The 14,576-nt window shown below is 52.2% G+C and carries 14 protein-coding genes and 1 pseudogene; 6 read left to right on the forward strand and 9 right to left on the reverse strand.

Going from position 1 to position 14,576, the window contains the following annotated elements; translation table 11 throughout:
• Positions 1–26 precede the first annotated feature (26 nt).
• A complete protein-coding gene (gene fdhF, locus OGY62_RS13495; protein WP_286460086.1) occupies positions 27–2,174 on the reverse strand; it encodes a formate dehydrogenase subunit alpha in 2,148 nt (715 codons plus the stop codon).
• Between the two features lie 466 nt (positions 2,175–2,640).
• Between fdhF and OGY62_RS13500 the strand changes: the two genes are divergently transcribed.
• Entirely contained in the window at positions 2,641–2,889 is a 249-nt protein-coding gene (locus tag OGY62_RS13500) for a GlsB/YeaQ/YmgE family stress response membrane protein (RefSeq protein WP_012132684.1), read from the forward strand.
• A 139-nt stretch (positions 2,890–3,028) separates the two neighbouring features.
• On the opposite strand, the gene OGY62_RS13505 is transcribed toward OGY62_RS13500, so the two are convergent.
• A complete protein-coding gene (locus OGY62_RS13505) occupies positions 3,029–3,127 on the reverse strand; it encodes a YoaK family small membrane protein (protein WP_024130398.1) in 99 nt (32 codons plus the stop codon).
• A gap of 170 nt (positions 3,128–3,297) precedes the next feature.
• Here OGY62_RS13505 and OGY62_RS13510 point away from each other — a divergent pair, with 170 nt between their 5' ends.
• The gene (locus OGY62_RS13510; protein ID WP_024130397.1) at positions 3,298–3,552 is read left to right on the forward strand and encodes a putative hemolysin; all 255 of its coding nucleotides are present in this window, start codon (positions 3,298–3,300) and stop codon (positions 3,550–3,552) included.
• Between the two features lie 55 nt (positions 3,553–3,607).
• On the opposite strand, the gene OGY62_RS13515 is transcribed toward OGY62_RS13510, so the two are convergent.
• Positions 3,608–3,955 (reverse strand): DUF488 domain-containing protein, encoded by a 348-nt coding sequence (locus tag OGY62_RS13515; RefSeq protein WP_012132682.1) that lies wholly within the window; start codon positions 3,953–3,955, stop codon positions 3,608–3,610.
• Between the two features lie 217 nt (positions 3,956–4,172).
• Here OGY62_RS13515 and OGY62_RS13520 point away from each other — a divergent pair, with 217 nt between their 5' ends.
• Complete coding sequence (locus OGY62_RS13520; RefSeq protein ID WP_012132680.1) at positions 4,173–4,880, forward strand: CTP synthase C-terminal region-related (seleno)protein; 708 nt, start codon at positions 4,173–4,175, stop codon at positions 4,878–4,880.
• A gap of 32 nt (positions 4,881–4,912) precedes the next feature.
• Here OGY62_RS13520 and OGY62_RS13525 read toward each other — a convergent pair whose 3' ends face one another.
• Positions 4,913–6,100 (reverse strand): CynX/NimT family MFS transporter, encoded by a 1,188-nt coding sequence (locus OGY62_RS13525; protein ID WP_230011220.1) that lies wholly within the window; start codon positions 6,098–6,100, stop codon positions 4,913–4,915.
• A gap of 99 nt (positions 6,101–6,199) precedes the next feature.
• Here OGY62_RS13525 and OGY62_RS13530 point away from each other — a divergent pair.
• A pseudogene (locus tag OGY62_RS13530) lies at positions 6,200–6,989 on the forward strand (AraC family transcriptional regulator); the annotation flags it as partial.
• Here the strand turns inward: OGY62_RS13530 and OGY62_RS13535 are convergent.
• Positions 6,972–7,418: a DUF441 domain-containing protein gene (locus OGY62_RS13535; protein ID WP_012132677.1), complete on the reverse strand. Its 447-nt coding sequence runs from the start codon at positions 7,416–7,418 to the stop codon at positions 6,972–6,974. The pseudogene OGY62_RS13530 and the gene OGY62_RS13535 overlap by 18 nt on opposite strands.
• Before the next feature lie 209 nt (positions 7,419–7,627).
• On the opposite strand from OGY62_RS13535, the gene yoaI reads away from it, so the two are divergent.
• Positions 7,628–7,732 (forward strand): small membrane protein YoaI, encoded by a 105-nt coding sequence (yoaI, locus tag OGY62_RS13540; protein ID WP_096753847.1) that lies wholly within the window; start codon positions 7,628–7,630, stop codon positions 7,730–7,732.
• Positions 7,733–7,736: 4 nt separating this feature from the next.
• Here yoaI and OGY62_RS13545 read toward each other — a convergent pair whose 3' ends face one another.
• Positions 7,737–8,240, reverse strand: a complete 504-nt coding sequence (locus tag OGY62_RS13545; RefSeq protein WP_012132676.1) for a YbaK/prolyl-tRNA synthetase associated domain-containing protein — start codon at positions 8,238–8,240, stop codon at positions 7,737–7,739.
• Between the two features lie 45 nt (positions 8,241–8,285).
• Positions 8,286–9,773 (reverse strand): diguanylate cyclase DgcJ, encoded by a 1,488-nt coding sequence (dgcJ, locus tag OGY62_RS13550; RefSeq protein WP_012132675.1) that lies wholly within the window; start codon positions 9,771–9,773, stop codon positions 8,286–8,288.
• A 170-nt stretch (positions 9,774–9,943) separates the two neighbouring features.
• On the opposite strand from dgcJ, the gene OGY62_RS13555 reads away from it, so the two are divergent.
• Complete coding sequence (locus tag OGY62_RS13555) at positions 9,944–10,714, forward strand: class I SAM-dependent methyltransferase (RefSeq protein ID WP_049008788.1); 771 nt, start codon at positions 9,944–9,946, stop codon at positions 10,712–10,714.
• Between the two features lie 51 nt (positions 10,715–10,765).
• Here the strand turns inward: OGY62_RS13555 and OGY62_RS13560 are convergent, their stop codons facing one another.
• Both OGY62_RS13560 and yeaG read right to left on the reverse strand, forming a co-directional pair.
• Positions 10,766–12,049 (reverse strand): YeaH/YhbH family protein, encoded by a 1,284-nt coding sequence (locus tag OGY62_RS13560; RefSeq protein ID WP_058669020.1) that lies wholly within the window; start codon positions 12,047–12,049, stop codon positions 10,766–10,768.
• Between the two features lie 204 nt (positions 12,050–12,253).
• A complete protein-coding gene (gene yeaG, locus OGY62_RS13565; RefSeq protein WP_012132672.1) occupies positions 12,254–14,188 on the reverse strand; it encodes a protein kinase YeaG in 1,935 nt (644 codons plus the stop codon).
• Positions 14,189–14,576: the final 388 nt, after the last annotated feature.

The following is a 14,576-nucleotide window of genomic DNA, read 5'->3' on the forward strand; positions in this document are numbered from 1 at the left end:
ACCCGGGCTAACAGGCACAGCGCGGCTTATGCAATTGCCTCGCATAAACGCGACTTCATATCGCTGTACGATTGGGCAGCATGGTTTTCCGCCCAGCGCTGATCGGTAATGGCTTCGACCTTCACGGCGCAGTATTTGGTTTCAGGCGTTTTCGAAATCGGATCAAGATTATCCTGAGTCAGTTCGTTACAGGCGCCTATCCACCATTGATAGGTCATATAGACCGTCCCCTGGTTAATGCGATCTGAAACATCGGCCCGGCTGATGACTTTACCGCGACGTGAACTCACCCACACCAGTTCGCGATGACGAATCCCCAGTTTTTCCGCGTCGTTCGTGTTGATTTGCACGTTGCCAGGTTCATCTGCCAGCGCCTGTAGCGCAGCGCAGTTGCCGGTCATTGAGCGGCAGGAATAGTGTCCCACTTCGCGAACGGTACAGAGTACCATCGGGAACGCATCATCAGGAACTTCCGCCGGAGCCCGCCACGGTGCGGCGAATAACTTGCCTTTGCCGCTGGGCGTATCAAACTGACTATGTGCGTAAAGATACGGTGTGCCGGGGTGGTCAAGATCCGGGCACGGCCACTGCACATGCCCCATATCGCCCATTTTCTCCCAGGTGACACCGTAGAAAAGCGGACACAGTTCGCGCATCTCATCCCAGATGTGCTGGTTACTTTCATAATGCATCGGGTAGCCCATTTCGGTCGCCAGCAGACTGATAATCTCCCAGTCGCGCTTCACATCTCCGGTGGGGTCGATGGCTTTTTCAAACCGCTGGAAGCCTCGGTCGGCACAGGTGAAGACGCCGCCGTGTTCGCCCCATGAGGTCGCGGGCAGGAGAACATCCGCCATTTCTGCCGTTTTGGTCATGAAAATATCCTGCACCACGATAAAGTCCAGCGCCTCGAAACCGGCTCGCACCAGCCCCAGGTCGGCCTCGGTTTGCAGCGGATCTTCCCCCATGATGTAGTAGGCTTTAATTTTGCCTTCCATCGCCAGGTGCGGCACCTCGGTAATACGCGTGCCGACTTTGTCATCCATCAGGCTGGCATCGATTCCCCAGGCTTGCGCGAATTTCTCTCTGGCGGCTGCATCCGTCACGTCCTGGTAGCCGGGGAACTGGTTAGGCAGAACGCCCATATCGCACGCTCCCTGGACGTTGTTCTGACCGCGTACCGGGCCGACGCCGACGTCAGGACGCCCCAGATTGCCCGTCAGCAGCGCCAGGCTCGACAAACCGCGCACGACGTCGACAGCCTGACCAAACTGGGTCACGCCCATTCCCCACATGACCGTAGCGGAAGGGGCGGCGGCGAACGTTCGCATCGCCTGACGCACCTGCTGGGCAGGGATGCCGGTTAAATGTTCGACGGATTCCGGGGCGTAATCTTTTACGGTCTCCCGGTAGGCCTCCAGTCCTTCCGTGTGCTTTTGTACGTACTCCGTGTCGTAAAGGTGTTCATCAAGCAGAACGTAGCCAAAGGCGTTAACCAGCGCCATATTGCAACCGTTGTTCAGTTGCAGGTGCTGATCGGCAATACGGGCGGTCTCAATGCGCCGGGGATCGCACACGATAATTTTGGCGCCGTTCTGCCTGGCCTTAATGACTCTGCGCGCGACAATAGGGTGAGAGTCTGCGCAGTTATAGCCGAAAATCAGCAGGCATTTGGAGTTCTCTATATCGCTGATGGAGTTACTCATCGCCCCATTACCCAGCGTCTCCTGCAACCCGGCGACGGAAGGGCCGTGGCATACGCGGGCGCAGCAATCGACATTGTTGGTATTGAGTACGGCGCGGGCGAATTTCTGCATGACGTAGTTGGTCTCATTCCCTGTCCCACGGGAAGAGCCCGTCGTCATAATGGCGCGGGGCCCAAAGGTTTCTTTAATGGCGGATAAGCGTTGTGCGGTATAGCGGATTGCTTCATCCCAACTGACGGGGGTAAATTTTCCGCCTTTTTGATAGCGGATCATCGGGCGGGTCAGACGTGGCGTCAGAAGCCGCGTGTCGTTAAGGAAGTCCCAGCCATAGTAGCCTTTCAGGCATAACTGGTTCTGGTTGGTTACACCCTCTGCGCCTTCGGCACGGATAATTTTGTTATTTTCAACAACAAGCTTGAGCTTGCACCCGGCCCCACAGTACGGGCACACACTGGTGATTTTTTTCATCAATAACAGACCTGTTAAAAGCTGAAATAGCGCGAATTGTAGTCGAAGCCGACGCGCAACATGGCGCTGGCTTCGGTTTGTCGTAGCGACGGGCTGTTAAAGCACAAACCGTGCCAGAAACAGAAACTCAGGCGCGGCGGGGCTTGTCTGCGGAAAGATGAAGAAAATGACAGCGGATTCGTCATAAATGACGAGTAAACGTCAAAAAAAAGCCCGCACTCAGTGAGGCGGGCAAAAATACTGGAAGCAATGTGAGCAATGTCGTACTGAATACCTGAGTGATTTGCTCAACTATTCAGTAATGAGAAAGATAATCTTTATCATCTAAACTTGCAACCCCAACTTTTATGGGAGTAAATAAAAAATAATAAAAGTGACATTTATCACAAATTTCAATTCTCTGATGATGTGCTATTCTTTTTAACGGCGAGTAAACCGCTAACGTACAAACATAAGTGAGGAAAAAATGGGCATTATTTCATGGATTATCTTTGGGCTTATTGCAGGTATTCTGGCGAAGTGGATTATGCCTGGTAAGGATGGCGGCGGATTCTTCATGACGATCATCCTGGGGATCGTCGGTGCCGTGGTAGGGGGATGGATCAGCACGTTCTTCGGGTTTGGCAAAGTTGACGGCTTCAACTTTGGCAGCTTTGCCGTAGCGGTTATCGGCGCGATTGTCGTTCTGTTTATCTACAGAAAAATCAAAAGTTAAGCGAAGTAGTTCGTAAGACTAAAAGGCTACCGTTGGTGGCCTTTATTATTTTGATAAGCCCGTTACCACCAGCCCAGGTTGGTTCCTGCCACCGCGATAATCGCAATGCCAATCATGATGAGCGTCGTTTTCTTCATCGTTACGCCCCCGGCGTGGCGTAGCCGCCGATGAAAAACCATGCCAAAAAAGTCACCGCCGTGATGAAAATTACGACAGGAAAAATAATGCCTAATTTCATGCTATCACCCGTTCTCGTTATAGGAAGACGAGCAAGGATAGCAGGGCGTCGTGCGTGACAAAAGATGTTTTAACGTCACGCTTTTCATTCTGATACGCATCGCAAGAAAACATGGAGATACAACGGCAGGCGGGTTAACCTGTCGGGGTGTAATGTTAACGGGAGTTCATATGAGATTCATGTTTGTCGCGCTGCCGTGCGCGTTGGCGCTCTCCGCCTGTTCGTCGTCATCCCAGCCCGAGGCGCCGAAACCTCCGCAGATAGGTATGGCAAACCCGGCTGCCGTCTATTGCGAACAGAAGGGCGGTACGCGAGTGCCCGTTCAAAGCCCGCAAGGGGTACGCACGGAATGTAAACTACCCGGCGGTGAAGTGATTGAAGAGTGGGATCTCTGGCGCAGAGATCATCCTGCCAGCGGTAAGTGACACCCGGCGCATCGCTTTGCGCGTGCGCCGTGTTTTGGCGGATTTTGTGTGCGAATCACAATCCGCGTAGCCAGTCGGCCAGGACAAGTGCGTGATTCTGCTCTGTGTTCTTTGCCGCATATAGCAGGGTCAGCGTCTGCTGGCGGGCAATATCCGCCAGCCGTTTACCTTCCTGCTTCTGTTGGTCGAGTTCACTCCGGTATTGCTCAGTAAAGTTCTTGAAATCAATCACTTCAGAGTGAAAGGCCTTGCGTAATTCAGATGAAGGCGTCAGCGTTTTATCCCACTCGTCAAAGGCCAGATCGGTTTTTTTGACCCCTCGCGGCCACAGCCTGTCAACCAGTACACGGTAGCCGTCGCTTTTTTCTGCCGGGTCGTAGACGCGTTTACACTGAATTTTCATCCTTTTCTCTCCTCAATCCAGGCCATGACTTCATTAATCTGATTGCCGGAAAATCGTGCCGCGTCATGCTGACGTAGCAGGCTGTTTCTGAAACGTAGAACGTCATCACTATAGCACTTCGAACCTCCTCAATTTAAGGGATTGTGATAACAGTAAAAGATCGGTAGTCTGAGGTTCCTTATGTTGTCCCTCATTGCATTGACATAAGGAACGCCTCATGGAACTTTCCCCTGTTAAAGACACGCTACGTATTGCGCTGGTGGGTGATTACAACCCCGATATCGTGGCGCACCAGGCCATCCCCCTTGCTATTGATGATGCGGCCGCCGTGCTGGAGTTAATGGCGGACTATGACTGGCTGACGACGCCCGACATCAATAGTGACGAAGATTTGGTGGGCTATGATGCCATCTGGGTTGTTCCCGGCAGTCCCTATAAAAATACCGAAGGGGCACTGATTGCTATTCGCTATGCCCGTGAAAACAGCATTCCTTTTCTGGGAACCTGCGGCGGATTCCAGCACGCGATCCTCGAGTATGCCCGCAACGTGCTGGGCTGGCGCGATGCGGCGCACGCCGAAACTGATGCTTCCGGCCGGATGGTTATCGCCCCGTTGAGCTGCTCGCTGGTGGAAAAAACGGATGATATCGAACTGAGGGCGAATACGCTGGTCGCCAAAGCCTACGGGCAGGACGTTATCTCCGAAGGGTATCACTGCAACTACGGGGTATCAGAGGATTTTGCCGCTGAACTTGAGAATGGCGATTTGCGGGTTACCGGGTGGGATGAGGCGGGAGACATCCGTGCCGTGGAACTGGTAACGCATCCCTTTTTCGTTGGTACGCTTTTTCAGCATGAACGTGGCGCGCTGGCGGGAAAACCCGTTCCCCTGGTGCAGGCGATGCTGCGAGCCGCACGGGGATAAAAACAAGGGCAGGTCAATGCCTGCCCGTTCGGTTATTTTGCTGCGATCTCCCGATCGCGTCCGGCATAAAGGCCGAATATCGCCATCGCGACCGCCAGAACCGCCACGCCAATTAGCGGGATGTGCCAGTCGCCGTTGGCATCATGAATCTTACCCATCAACGGCGGCCCACATGCCGCCAGCAGATAGCCGACAGATTGCGCCATGCCCGAAAGCGCCGCCGCCTGGTGTGCGGAACTGGCGCGCAGCCCGATAAACGTCAGTCCCAAAATCATCGTCGCGCCAGAGCCAAACCCAAACAGAATCGTCCACAGCACCGCCTGTTCCGGCACAAACCAGAACCCGGCCGCGCCGAGAGCGCACATGAGCGATACCAGCGCGGCAATACTGCGCTGATCCTTGAACCGGTGCAGGATGAGCGGAATCAACAGTCCCGGCGCAGCCGTCGCCAGTTGCAGCAGGCCGTGTAGCGATCCGGCCTGCGCTTCACTGTAGCCGTGGCTGATTAAAATCGCGGGCAGCCAGCCGATGATAACGTAATAGATAAGCGAGTTAATGCCGAGGAATAAGGTGACTTGCCAGGCGAGGGAGGATCGCCAGATGCCGCGCGAGTGTAACGCGCGGGAGCTGCTCAGGTTGGCGGTGGCCGTGTTGCGCCACTGCGGCAGCCAGATAAGAAAGGCCAGCAGGGGAAACAGCATCAGCATTAACAGCGCGCCGCGCCAGCCAAAGCCATGCAACGCCAGCGGTACGACCATTGCCGAACCCACCGCTGCTGCGGCGCCCATCGTCAATGAATAGGCGCCGGTCAGTTTTGCCACATGCTGTGAGTAATCGCGTTTAATCAGCCCGGGGAGCAGCACGTTTCCCAGCGCGATACCGCAACCAATAATGGCTGTGCCGGTAAACAGGAAGCCGGCAGAAGGCAGCGAGCGCACGGCAATACCAAAGCAAATCAACAGCATGGCGGCAAACAGGCTACGTTCCATGCCGAACCGACGCGCAATGTTTGCCGCCAGCGGAGAGACCAGCGCGAAAGCCAGCAAGGGAAGCGTGGTCAGGAGGCCCGTTTGTGCGGTAGTTAGCCCGTAATCCGCACGAATCGTCTCCAGTAACGGCGCAGCGCCAGTGAAGGTAACGCGCAGCGTCGTCGCAATCATCAGAATACCGGCAATCAGTAATGCACCGTTTTTGCCGCGTAATGAAGGGGAAATAGTCATTGTTTTCTCATATCAACAGGCGAGGCGATACCTTACCGTTTTTACTCTCTGGATCAATCAAGCTAAAATGACAGTTTATCGCTAAAATCGGACAATATGATGATTGGCCTGAGACTGGATGGCTACGAGCCTGACCTTCACCATGATGCGGCTGTGGCCTTTTGCATTCGCGCTCGCGAAGATGAGCTTTTCAGTCCGCTGCATCACCATCGAAAAGGGCAACTGATCCTGGCGCTGCATGGCGCTATTACCTGCGAGGTAGAAAGCGCCATGTGGATGGTGCCGCCACAGTATGCGGTATGGGTTCCCGGCGAAATTCCCCACAGTAACCACGTCACGGCGGGGGCGGAATTATGTTTTCTGTTTATTGAGCCGGATGCGGTCGTGATGCCGGATCGCTGCTGTACGCTAAAAATAACGCCATTGTGTCGGGAGCTGATTCTGGCGCTTGCCGCGAGAACGGATATTCAGCGTACCGAGCCAATGACGCAGCGCCTGACACAGGTCTTGTTTGATGAGCTTCCGCAGCAACCACAGGAGCAGATGCAGCTCCCGGTCTCTGGGCATCCCAAAATACGTCAAATGGTGGAGACGATGGCGCGTGAACCAGCACGCTGGCAAACGCTGGGGCAGTGGGCGAGCCTGTTCGCCATGAGCGAACGCAATCTTGCCCGACTGGTGGTAAAGGAAACCGGCCTGAGCTTTCGTCGCTGGCGTCACCAGTTGCAGCTTATTCTGGCGTTGCAGGCGCTGATTGACGGACACAGCGTGCAGCACGTCGCTCAAACGCTGGGTTATGATTCAACGACCGCGTTTATCACCATGTTTAAAAAGGGGCTGGGGCAAACGCCGGGCCGTTATCTGGCCGGGCTTACTGCTTCCCAATAATCAGCGACACCAGGCCTGCGGCAATGAGCGGGCCGACCGGCACGCCCCGGAACAACGCGACGCCCAGTACCGTCCCCACCAGTAAACCCGCGACCAGCTGCGGCTGGCTTCCCATCAGCGTAACGCCGCGCCCGCCCAGCCAGGAGACGAAGACGCCAATGGCGATGGCAACCAGTGATTTCCAGTTGACGAAGGAGTGAATGAGCGTAGAGGGAGGCAGCGAACCGCTGGCGATCGGCGCCATGACGCCGATAGTCAGGATAATGATCCCGACGGTCAGCCCCTGTTTCTCAATCCACGGGAAAAACGTATTGAGTGGGGTAACGCGGACAATGATCAACACCAGAATTGAAACGGCGACAGTGGTGTTATGGCTGATAAAGCCCAGCGCTGCCAGTCCAAGCAGGATCAGCAGAGTGACATCAAACATCGTGGTTTCCTTGCCAGAGAAAGATAAGCCTGCTTACTGTACGCGCAAATACGTGAGTGAACAGGCTTTTTTATCAATAACGGTACATTTTCAGGCGAATGCCTGAGGAGAATTTTCCGGGCAGATCAGGCTTGCTGTCATTAAATTGCCATTAATTCGATTTATCAATAACAGGTGAGCCGTTTTCTCTGTCACAACGGGGTGAAACCATGAACGATCATATGCTGATTGAAACACTGATCATTACCTCATCATTTTTCGCTATTGCCGCGGTGATTGTGATTTCCGTACTGGTGCTGGAAAGACGTTTCTGAGCCGTTATTGCGCTCGGCGAAAGTTGACCAGTTCCGGCTGCGCAATGCGCAGGTAATCGTCGGTATTCATAATGACCGATTTTTCCAGTACGCCGGCGTTAAACGCGATTTCGTTGAAGCGTTCGAACAACAGCGGATCGGCCACCAGCTTCAGGTTAGGATGGAAGCTAAAAGGGGGAATCGCGCCAAAGACGCAGCCGGTCAGCGCATCCACCTCGGCAGGGCTGGCAAGCGAAGCTCTTAGTCCGCCGAGATGGTTTGCGAGTTGGGCGAGATCGGCCTGCTGGTCAGCGGAAAGGATCGCCAGGACATGTTGATTGACGCCATTGCCTTTCACTTTACATACCAGCGCTTTTGCCCCCTGGCCCAGTGCGGTGCCGCGAATTTCCGAAACCGCTTCGCACTTACCGACCGCCTCGTGGCTGAGTACACGATAAGTGGCGCCTTCCTGCGATAAAAGGGTAATCAAACGCTGGTGAGCCGTGATTCCCTTAGCGACTTCATTCATCATTCACTCCCAATATTGCGATGAAGTTTTAACGGCAAAAGGGTATCACAAACGTGCATGATTTTGTTGTTTGTTGAGATAGAGTTGCTCATCAGAGGCCTTGTATGCGTCCTGGATCGTATCCTCAGGTTGCATATGATAAAGTCCAGCGGAAAAACTAATCACCTTATCTGGCGCGATGATTCGCAACTTATTGGCAATACGCTCAGGTAAAGTTGTTGCCGGTACAACTGAATCGATAAGAATTACACAAAATTCATCACCTCCCAATCTTATTGCATAATCTGTTTTACGCACCGATGCTTCAATGGCTTTTGCCAGCAATGTAATTGTGCGATCGCCTTCCTGATGCCCCTGCGTGTCGTTAATGACTTTCAACCTATCCAGATCGATGGCGATAAACGTCACGGAGGTGCCTGTGTTGACCAGTCGCTGCAAACGCTGTTCAAGCTGCGGTGTCAGGATTTTACGGTTATAGAGGCCGGTCATCGCATCGCTGATATTTTCACGATTGACATTATGGTAAAGGCGAAAATGCATTCTGACCATGTTCAGTAACGTAGCGGTAACGAGCAGGTAAAAGGCGAACAGTTTCCATGATGAGACAATAAAATACAGGATGTCGAGAGATAATGTGACACGGATTCCGCCTGGCAGGTCGTGAACATAATTAACATAATTAAAGAGGTTATTTTCGCTCTGATGGACGATGATTTTTTTCTCTGAATTAAGGTCGAACAGAGTCGCGTCCAGATAGCGCCAGACCAGTGGACGATCCTGAGTGTAAAAAATATTCTTCAGGTTATCCTGGTTAATATCCACCATTACTATGCCTTTTAACTTTCCATGTAGATAAACGGGAGTTAAAAAACTCATCACATTTTTTTCCGTAAGATCGTCCTGATAAATGCTTGAGAGCACTGTTCGCCCTGTGAACTGACCATCAATATCGTTACGGTTGATTCCCAGCGTTCCCTTTCGCAGAAAAGACCAGTGGTGCATAAAAAATTGTCTGGAGTCAATCAGGTTATAAAAATAGACGTAGCGTTTTTTAATATCCAGATAGTAGTGGAATTTATCTTCTACAGTGCCCAGCCCTTTACCATAATCCTTCTGGTTACGATTCGCCGCCACCGCCTGATCAAAAGCGAACAACAGAGGAGCGTCGTCAGCTACGATCGCGCAGTTTGCCTCGGCGGTTTGCAGTGTTCCATGTAGCGATGGGTTATTATGAGTGGTGAGATTGATGCCGTGGGTATTGCGACCTGTTTCAAATCCGCGGCATAACGCATATTGTTGTTCATCGGATGGCGGTGTTTTGGGCTCCGTGAACGTGCGCATTAAATGAGCTGCAATGCTCTGATTCTGGTACTTGTCATACAAAAATGAAGAGTCTGCCTTTTCGATGATGTAGCCCATATAGGCATTCATCGCCCTGTCACTGGCGATCAGTTCATAAGCCAGAAAAGAGGACGTCAGTACAATGACGCTTGCGGAGATAAAGAGCCTGAGCGCTTTATGATGCAATTTCATGATGAATAACAGTTTTCAAAGGGCGACGCTTCAGTTTATCACAGTGGCGATGTTCTCTCTAACAGCGCCTTCGTCCTCTTTTGTGTTATGAAATAAAAATCATTCTCATACTTCCCCTTTTTCTCTTAATGTTGTATTTATAATGCAACTTATCAGGAAGGAGGTGCGCGATGAGTGCGAATGAAAAAGCGGGCCATACATTTTTAGCAAGCCTGGGCAAAACCCGTCTGCGTCCGGGCGGCATTGAGGCGACGGAGTGGCTGTTCAGCCAGTCTCAGCTGACGCCGGGCAGCCAGGTGCTGGAAGTGGCATGCAATATGGCGACGACCGCCATTGAGTTGGTGCAACGTTTTGGTTGTTCGGTCTACGCCATCGATATGGATAAAAACGCGCTGGCAAACGCGCGGAACAATGTCGCGGCGCACGGGCTGGAAAATCACATCCATGTCATGGCCGCCAATGCCAACAGCTTACCCTTTGCCGATAACAGTTTCGATGTCGTGATTAACGAGGCCATGCTCACCATGTATGCCGACAAAGCGAAAGCAAAGCTGATCGGTGAATATTATCGGGTTCTGAAGCCGGGTGGCCGTCTCTTAACGCACGATATTATGCTGACCAGCCAGAAGCTGGCGGAAGGTGAGCAGAACCAGCTTCAGCATGTGGTGAAATCGAATGTAAGCCCGATGACCAAACAAGGCTGGCGCGATCTGTTGCTGGATTCCGGGTTTGAGCAGGTTTTACAGCAGAACGGTGAAATGTCGCTGATGTCTCCGCGAGGGTTGATTCGCGATGAAGGGCTGAAAGGGGCGCTTAAAATTGTTTATAACGGGCTGTGCATCCGTGACAATCGCAGCCGTTTTATCAAGATGTTTCGCTTCTTTAAATCACAACGCCATCAGTTGAATTACATTGCCTGCTGTTCGGTTAAGGGGAAATAAAGAAAAGCCAGAACACGGTTCTGGCTTTTTACTGACCTGACGGACTGATTTCTAGTCTTTACTTGTCGTACTTTGTTTCTGGAACAGTTCACGGAAGACCGGATAGATATCATCCTGGTCGCGGATATGCTGCATCGCAAAGTTATCAAAAGTCGATTGCAGATGCTCATATTCGCGCCATAAGGTCTGGTGGGCGCGGCGGGTGATTTCGATATAGCTGTAATAGCGCACCACCGGCAGCAGTTTTTTCGCCAGAATCTCATGACACAGCGGAGAGTCATCTGCCCAGTTATCGCCATCCGAAGCCTGCGCCGCGTAGATATTCCACTGCGCCGGGTCGTAGCGATCTTTCACTACCTCATCCATCAATTTCAGGGCGCTGGAGACGATAGTGCCCCCGGTTTCCTGGGAGTAGAAGAACTCATGCTCATCCACCTCTTTTGCCTGCGTATGGTGGCGGATATAGACCACTTCAACGTTCTTATAGGTTCGGCTGAGGAACAGGTAGAGCAGGATATAAAAACGTTTGGCCATATCTTTGGTGGCCTGATCCATCGAGCCGGATACGTCCATCAGGCAGAACATCACGGCCTGGCTGGAAGGGTCAGGGCGCTTTTCATAATTTTTGTAGCGTAAATCAAAGGTGTCGATAAAGGGGACACGGTCGATTTTTGCCCGCAGTTCAGCAATCTCTTTACGTAGCCGCTCCTCTTCCAGCAACTGCGCGGGTTCGCTTTTGGTGATGATGTCCAGGTCGTCCTCAAGCGCGCGCAGCTCCCGACGTTTACCCGCAGTCATCGCCGTGCGGCGCGCCAGAGAGTTTTGCAGGGAACGCACCACGCTGATGTTGGCCGGAACGCCGTTGGAGGTAAAACCCGCGCGGTGGGTTTTATACTCAGTAAGCTGCCGTTGCTGATTTTTTTTCAGGTTAGGCAGCGCTAAATCTTCAAAGAGCAGATCCAGATACTCATCTTTGGAAATCTGAAAGACGAATTCATCCTGACCCTCACCATCCTGACTGGCCTGGCCTTGCCCACTCCCGGAACCACCGCCGCCACCTTGTGGACGCTCAATGCGATCGTTCTGTACGAAATGATCGTTGCCGGGGTGTACGCGATGGCGCAAGCCGCCCCGTCCCTGATGAAACATCGGTTCGCTGATGTCATCTGTCGGGATTGAGACGGACTCGCCGCTCTCTACATCGGTCACCGAACGTTTATTAATGGCCTCGGAGATCGACTGTTTAATTTGCGCTTTATAACGGCGTAAGAAGCGCTGGCGGTTCACCATGCTCTTGTTTTTACCGTTAAGACGCCGGTCAATAAACCAGGTCATAAGCCCCCCGTACTGCATTTGCCAACTTACGCTTCATCCTTCAAGTTGTCTCTGCGTTGGCTGTATTCGCTCACCCCAGTCACGTACTTATGTACGCTCCTGGGGATTCACTCATTTGCCGCCTTGATACCTCTTGAATGGTTTCGCGTACAAAAGAATTGTTGGCCCGGTAAACGGATAAAATTTTCCGGGCCATTTATGCTGTTAAGACGATTTCCGTACGCGCAGATACCATTCGCACAGCAGGCGAACCTGCTTACGGGTATAACCTTTCTCCATCATGCGGTCGACAAAATCGTCGTGTTTTTTCTGCTCGTCGGTTGAGGTTTTCGCGTTAAACGAAATCACCGGCAGCAGCTCCTCGGTATTCGAGAACATTTTCTTCTCAATAACCGTGCGCAGTTTTTCGTAACTGGTCCAGTTTGGATTGCGACCGCTGTTATTCGCTCTGGCACGCAGAACGAAGTTGACGATCTCGTTACGGAAATCTTTCGGGTTGCTGATGCCCGCCGGTTTTTCGATTTTCTCCAGTTCAGCGTTCAGTGACTCGCGGTCAAAGAGCTGGCCGGTATCCGGGTCGCGGTATTCCTGATCCTGAATCCAGAAATCCGCATAGGTGACATAACGATCAAAAATGTTCTGTCCGTACTCGGAATAGGATTCCAGATAGGCGGTCTGGATCTCTTTGCCAATAAACTCGGCGTATTTCGGGATCAGATAACCCTTCAGGAACTCCAGATAGCGTTCAGCCAGCTCCTGCGGGAACTGTTCGCGCTCGATTTGCTGCTCCAGTACGTAGAACAGATGCACCGGGTTGGCGGCCACTTCGGCATGGTCAAAGTTAAACACGCGGGAGAGGATCTTAAACGCGAAACGCGTGGACAGACCGTTCATCCCTTCATCGACGCCGGCGTAATCCCGGTATTCCTGATAGGACTTCGCTTTCGGGTCGGTATCTTTCAGGCTTTCGCCATCATAGACGCGCATTTTCGAGTAGATGCTCGAGTTTTCCGGCTCTTTCAGACGAGAAAGAATCGAGAAGCGCGACAGGGTTTCCAGCGTACCCGGCGCGCATGGCGCATGAGTCAGCTCACTGTGATTCAGCAGTTTCTCGTAGATTTTGATCTCTTCGGAAATGCGTAAGCAATACGGCACCTTCACAATGTAAACACGGTCGAGGAAGGCTTCGTTATTTTTGTTGTTGCGGAAAGTCACCCATTCGGATTCGTTCGAGTGGGCAAGAATAATACCGTTAAACGGCAGGGCGGAGATACCTTCCGTCCCGTTATAGTTACCTTCCTGAGTGGCGGTCAGCAGAGGATGCAGCACTTTAATCGGTGCTTTAAACATCTCGACGAACTCCATGATCCCCTGGTTAGCGCGGCACAGCGCGCCGGAATAGCCATAGGCATCCGGGTCGTTTTGCGCGTGGTGTTCGAGTTTACGAATATCCACCTTGCCGACCAGCGCGGAAATATCCTGGTTGTTTTCATCGCCGGGTTCTGTTTTGGCGATAGCAATCTGTTCCAGAATGGACGGCCAGACTTTGATGACGCGGAATTTGGTAATATCCCCGCCGAACTCATGCAGACGTTTCGCGGCCCACGGCGACATAATGGTGCCGAGATAGCGGCGCGGAATGCCGTACTCTTTTTCCAGAATCTGCGCGTCCTCCTGCGGATTAAACAGGCATAACGGGTGATCGTTTACCGGACTACGCTCACCGTTGGCGCTCAGAACATAAATAGGCACATGCTGCATCAAAGATTTCAGTCGCTCGGCCAGCGACGATTTACCGCCCCCTACAGGCCCCAACAGATACAGGATCTGTTTCTTCTCTTCCAGCCCCTGAGCCGCGTGTTTCAGATAAGAGACAATCTGTTCAATCGCGTCTTCCATGCCGTAAAACTCTTCGAATGCGGGATAGCGAGCGATGACCCGGTTCGAAAAGAGTCGAGAAAGTCGAGGTTCCTGGGCAGTATCGACCATGACAGGCTCACCAATAGCCATCAGTAGCCGCTCTGCCGCGTTGGCATAAGCACTGCGATCTTGCCGACAAGTGGTAAGAAACTCCTGCAGTGTGAACTCTTCGTCCTTGGCAGCTTCATAGCGCTGGCGATAGTGATCGAATATATTCATGGTATGCCGTCCTTTCGTTTTTTAGCACATGGTAAGAGCCGTTCATATGAATAGTAGAGGCTCCCGGAAGAGGTAACTGAACGACGTCTCTACTGATTAAACAGCAACTCTCATGCCACAACGCTGAGCAAGAGATCAACGTGCCCGGTGATACACCTTCTTAAAATTAAGCGTAGATGGCATTTGCAAAACTTGCCTGTGCGCATAAATGAATTTCAATGGCATATCAATAACTCATCCGCTAAAAGTGCATGGTTATGTAAAGAAAAGAGATGAAAGTCATCCCGCGTTCATCCGACTGCAAGCAAACTGTCATCCACTATTGAGAAATTAACCGGTTACAGAGAGTGAAACGAATAAGTAAAATAGTTGGGTTGAAACGTATTGG

This window comes from Citrobacter sp. CK198, from assembly GCF_030333295.1.
In the GTDB taxonomy this organism is placed as follows: Bacteria; Pseudomonadota; Gammaproteobacteria; order Enterobacterales; family Enterobacteriaceae; genus Citrobacter_B; species Citrobacter_B koseri.

Excerpts from the sequence above, each read along its gene's own strand:
- fdhF (WP_286460086.1), bottom strand. The coding sequence starts at position 2,174 with ATGAAAAAAATCACCAGTGTGTGCCCGTACTGTGGGGCCGGGTGCAAG.
- OGY62_RS13560 (WP_058669020.1), bottom strand. The coding sequence starts at position 12,049 with ATGACCTGGTTTATTGACCGGCGTCTTAACGGTAAAAACAAGAGCATG.
- OGY62_RS13500 (WP_012132684.1), top strand. The coding sequence starts at position 2,641 with ATGGGCATTATTTCATGGATTATCTTTGGGCTTATTGCAGGTATTCTG.
- yeaG (WP_012132672.1), bottom strand. The coding sequence starts at position 14,188 with ATGAATATATTCGATCACTATCGCCAGCGCTATGAAGCTGCCAAGGAC.
- OGY62_RS13525 (WP_230011220.1), bottom strand. The coding sequence starts at position 6,100 with ATGACTATTTCCCCTTCATTACGCGGCAAAAACGGTGCATTACTGATT.
- OGY62_RS13505 (WP_024130398.1), bottom strand. The coding sequence starts at position 3,127 with ATGAAATTAGGCATTATTTTTCCTGTCGTAATTTTCATCACGGCGGTG.
- OGY62_RS13545 (WP_012132676.1), bottom strand. The coding sequence starts at position 8,240 with ATGAATGAAGTCGCTAAGGGAATCACGGCTCACCAGCGTTTGATTACC.
- OGY62_RS13520 (WP_012132680.1), top strand. The coding sequence starts at position 4,173 with ATGGAACTTTCCCCTGTTAAAGACACGCTACGTATTGCGCTGGTGGGT.
- OGY62_RS13510 (WP_024130397.1), top strand. The coding sequence starts at position 3,298 with ATGAGATTCATGTTTGTCGCGCTGCCGTGCGCGTTGGCGCTCTCCGCC.
- dgcJ (WP_012132675.1), bottom strand. The coding sequence starts at position 9,773 with ATGAAATTGCATCATAAAGCGCTCAGGCTCTTTATCTCCGCAAGCGTC.
- yoaI (WP_096753847.1), top strand. The coding sequence starts at position 7,628 with ATGAACGATCATATGCTGATTGAAACACTGATCATTACCTCATCATTT.
- OGY62_RS13555 (WP_049008788.1), top strand. The coding sequence starts at position 9,944 with ATGAGTGCGAATGAAAAAGCGGGCCATACATTTTTAGCAAGCCTGGGC.
- OGY62_RS13515 (WP_012132682.1), bottom strand. The coding sequence starts at position 3,955 with ATGAAAATTCAGTGTAAACGCGTCTACGACCCGGCAGAAAAAAGCGAC.
- OGY62_RS13535 (WP_012132677.1), bottom strand. The coding sequence starts at position 7,418 with ATGTTTGATGTCACTCTGCTGATCCTGCTTGGACTGGCAGCGCTGGGC.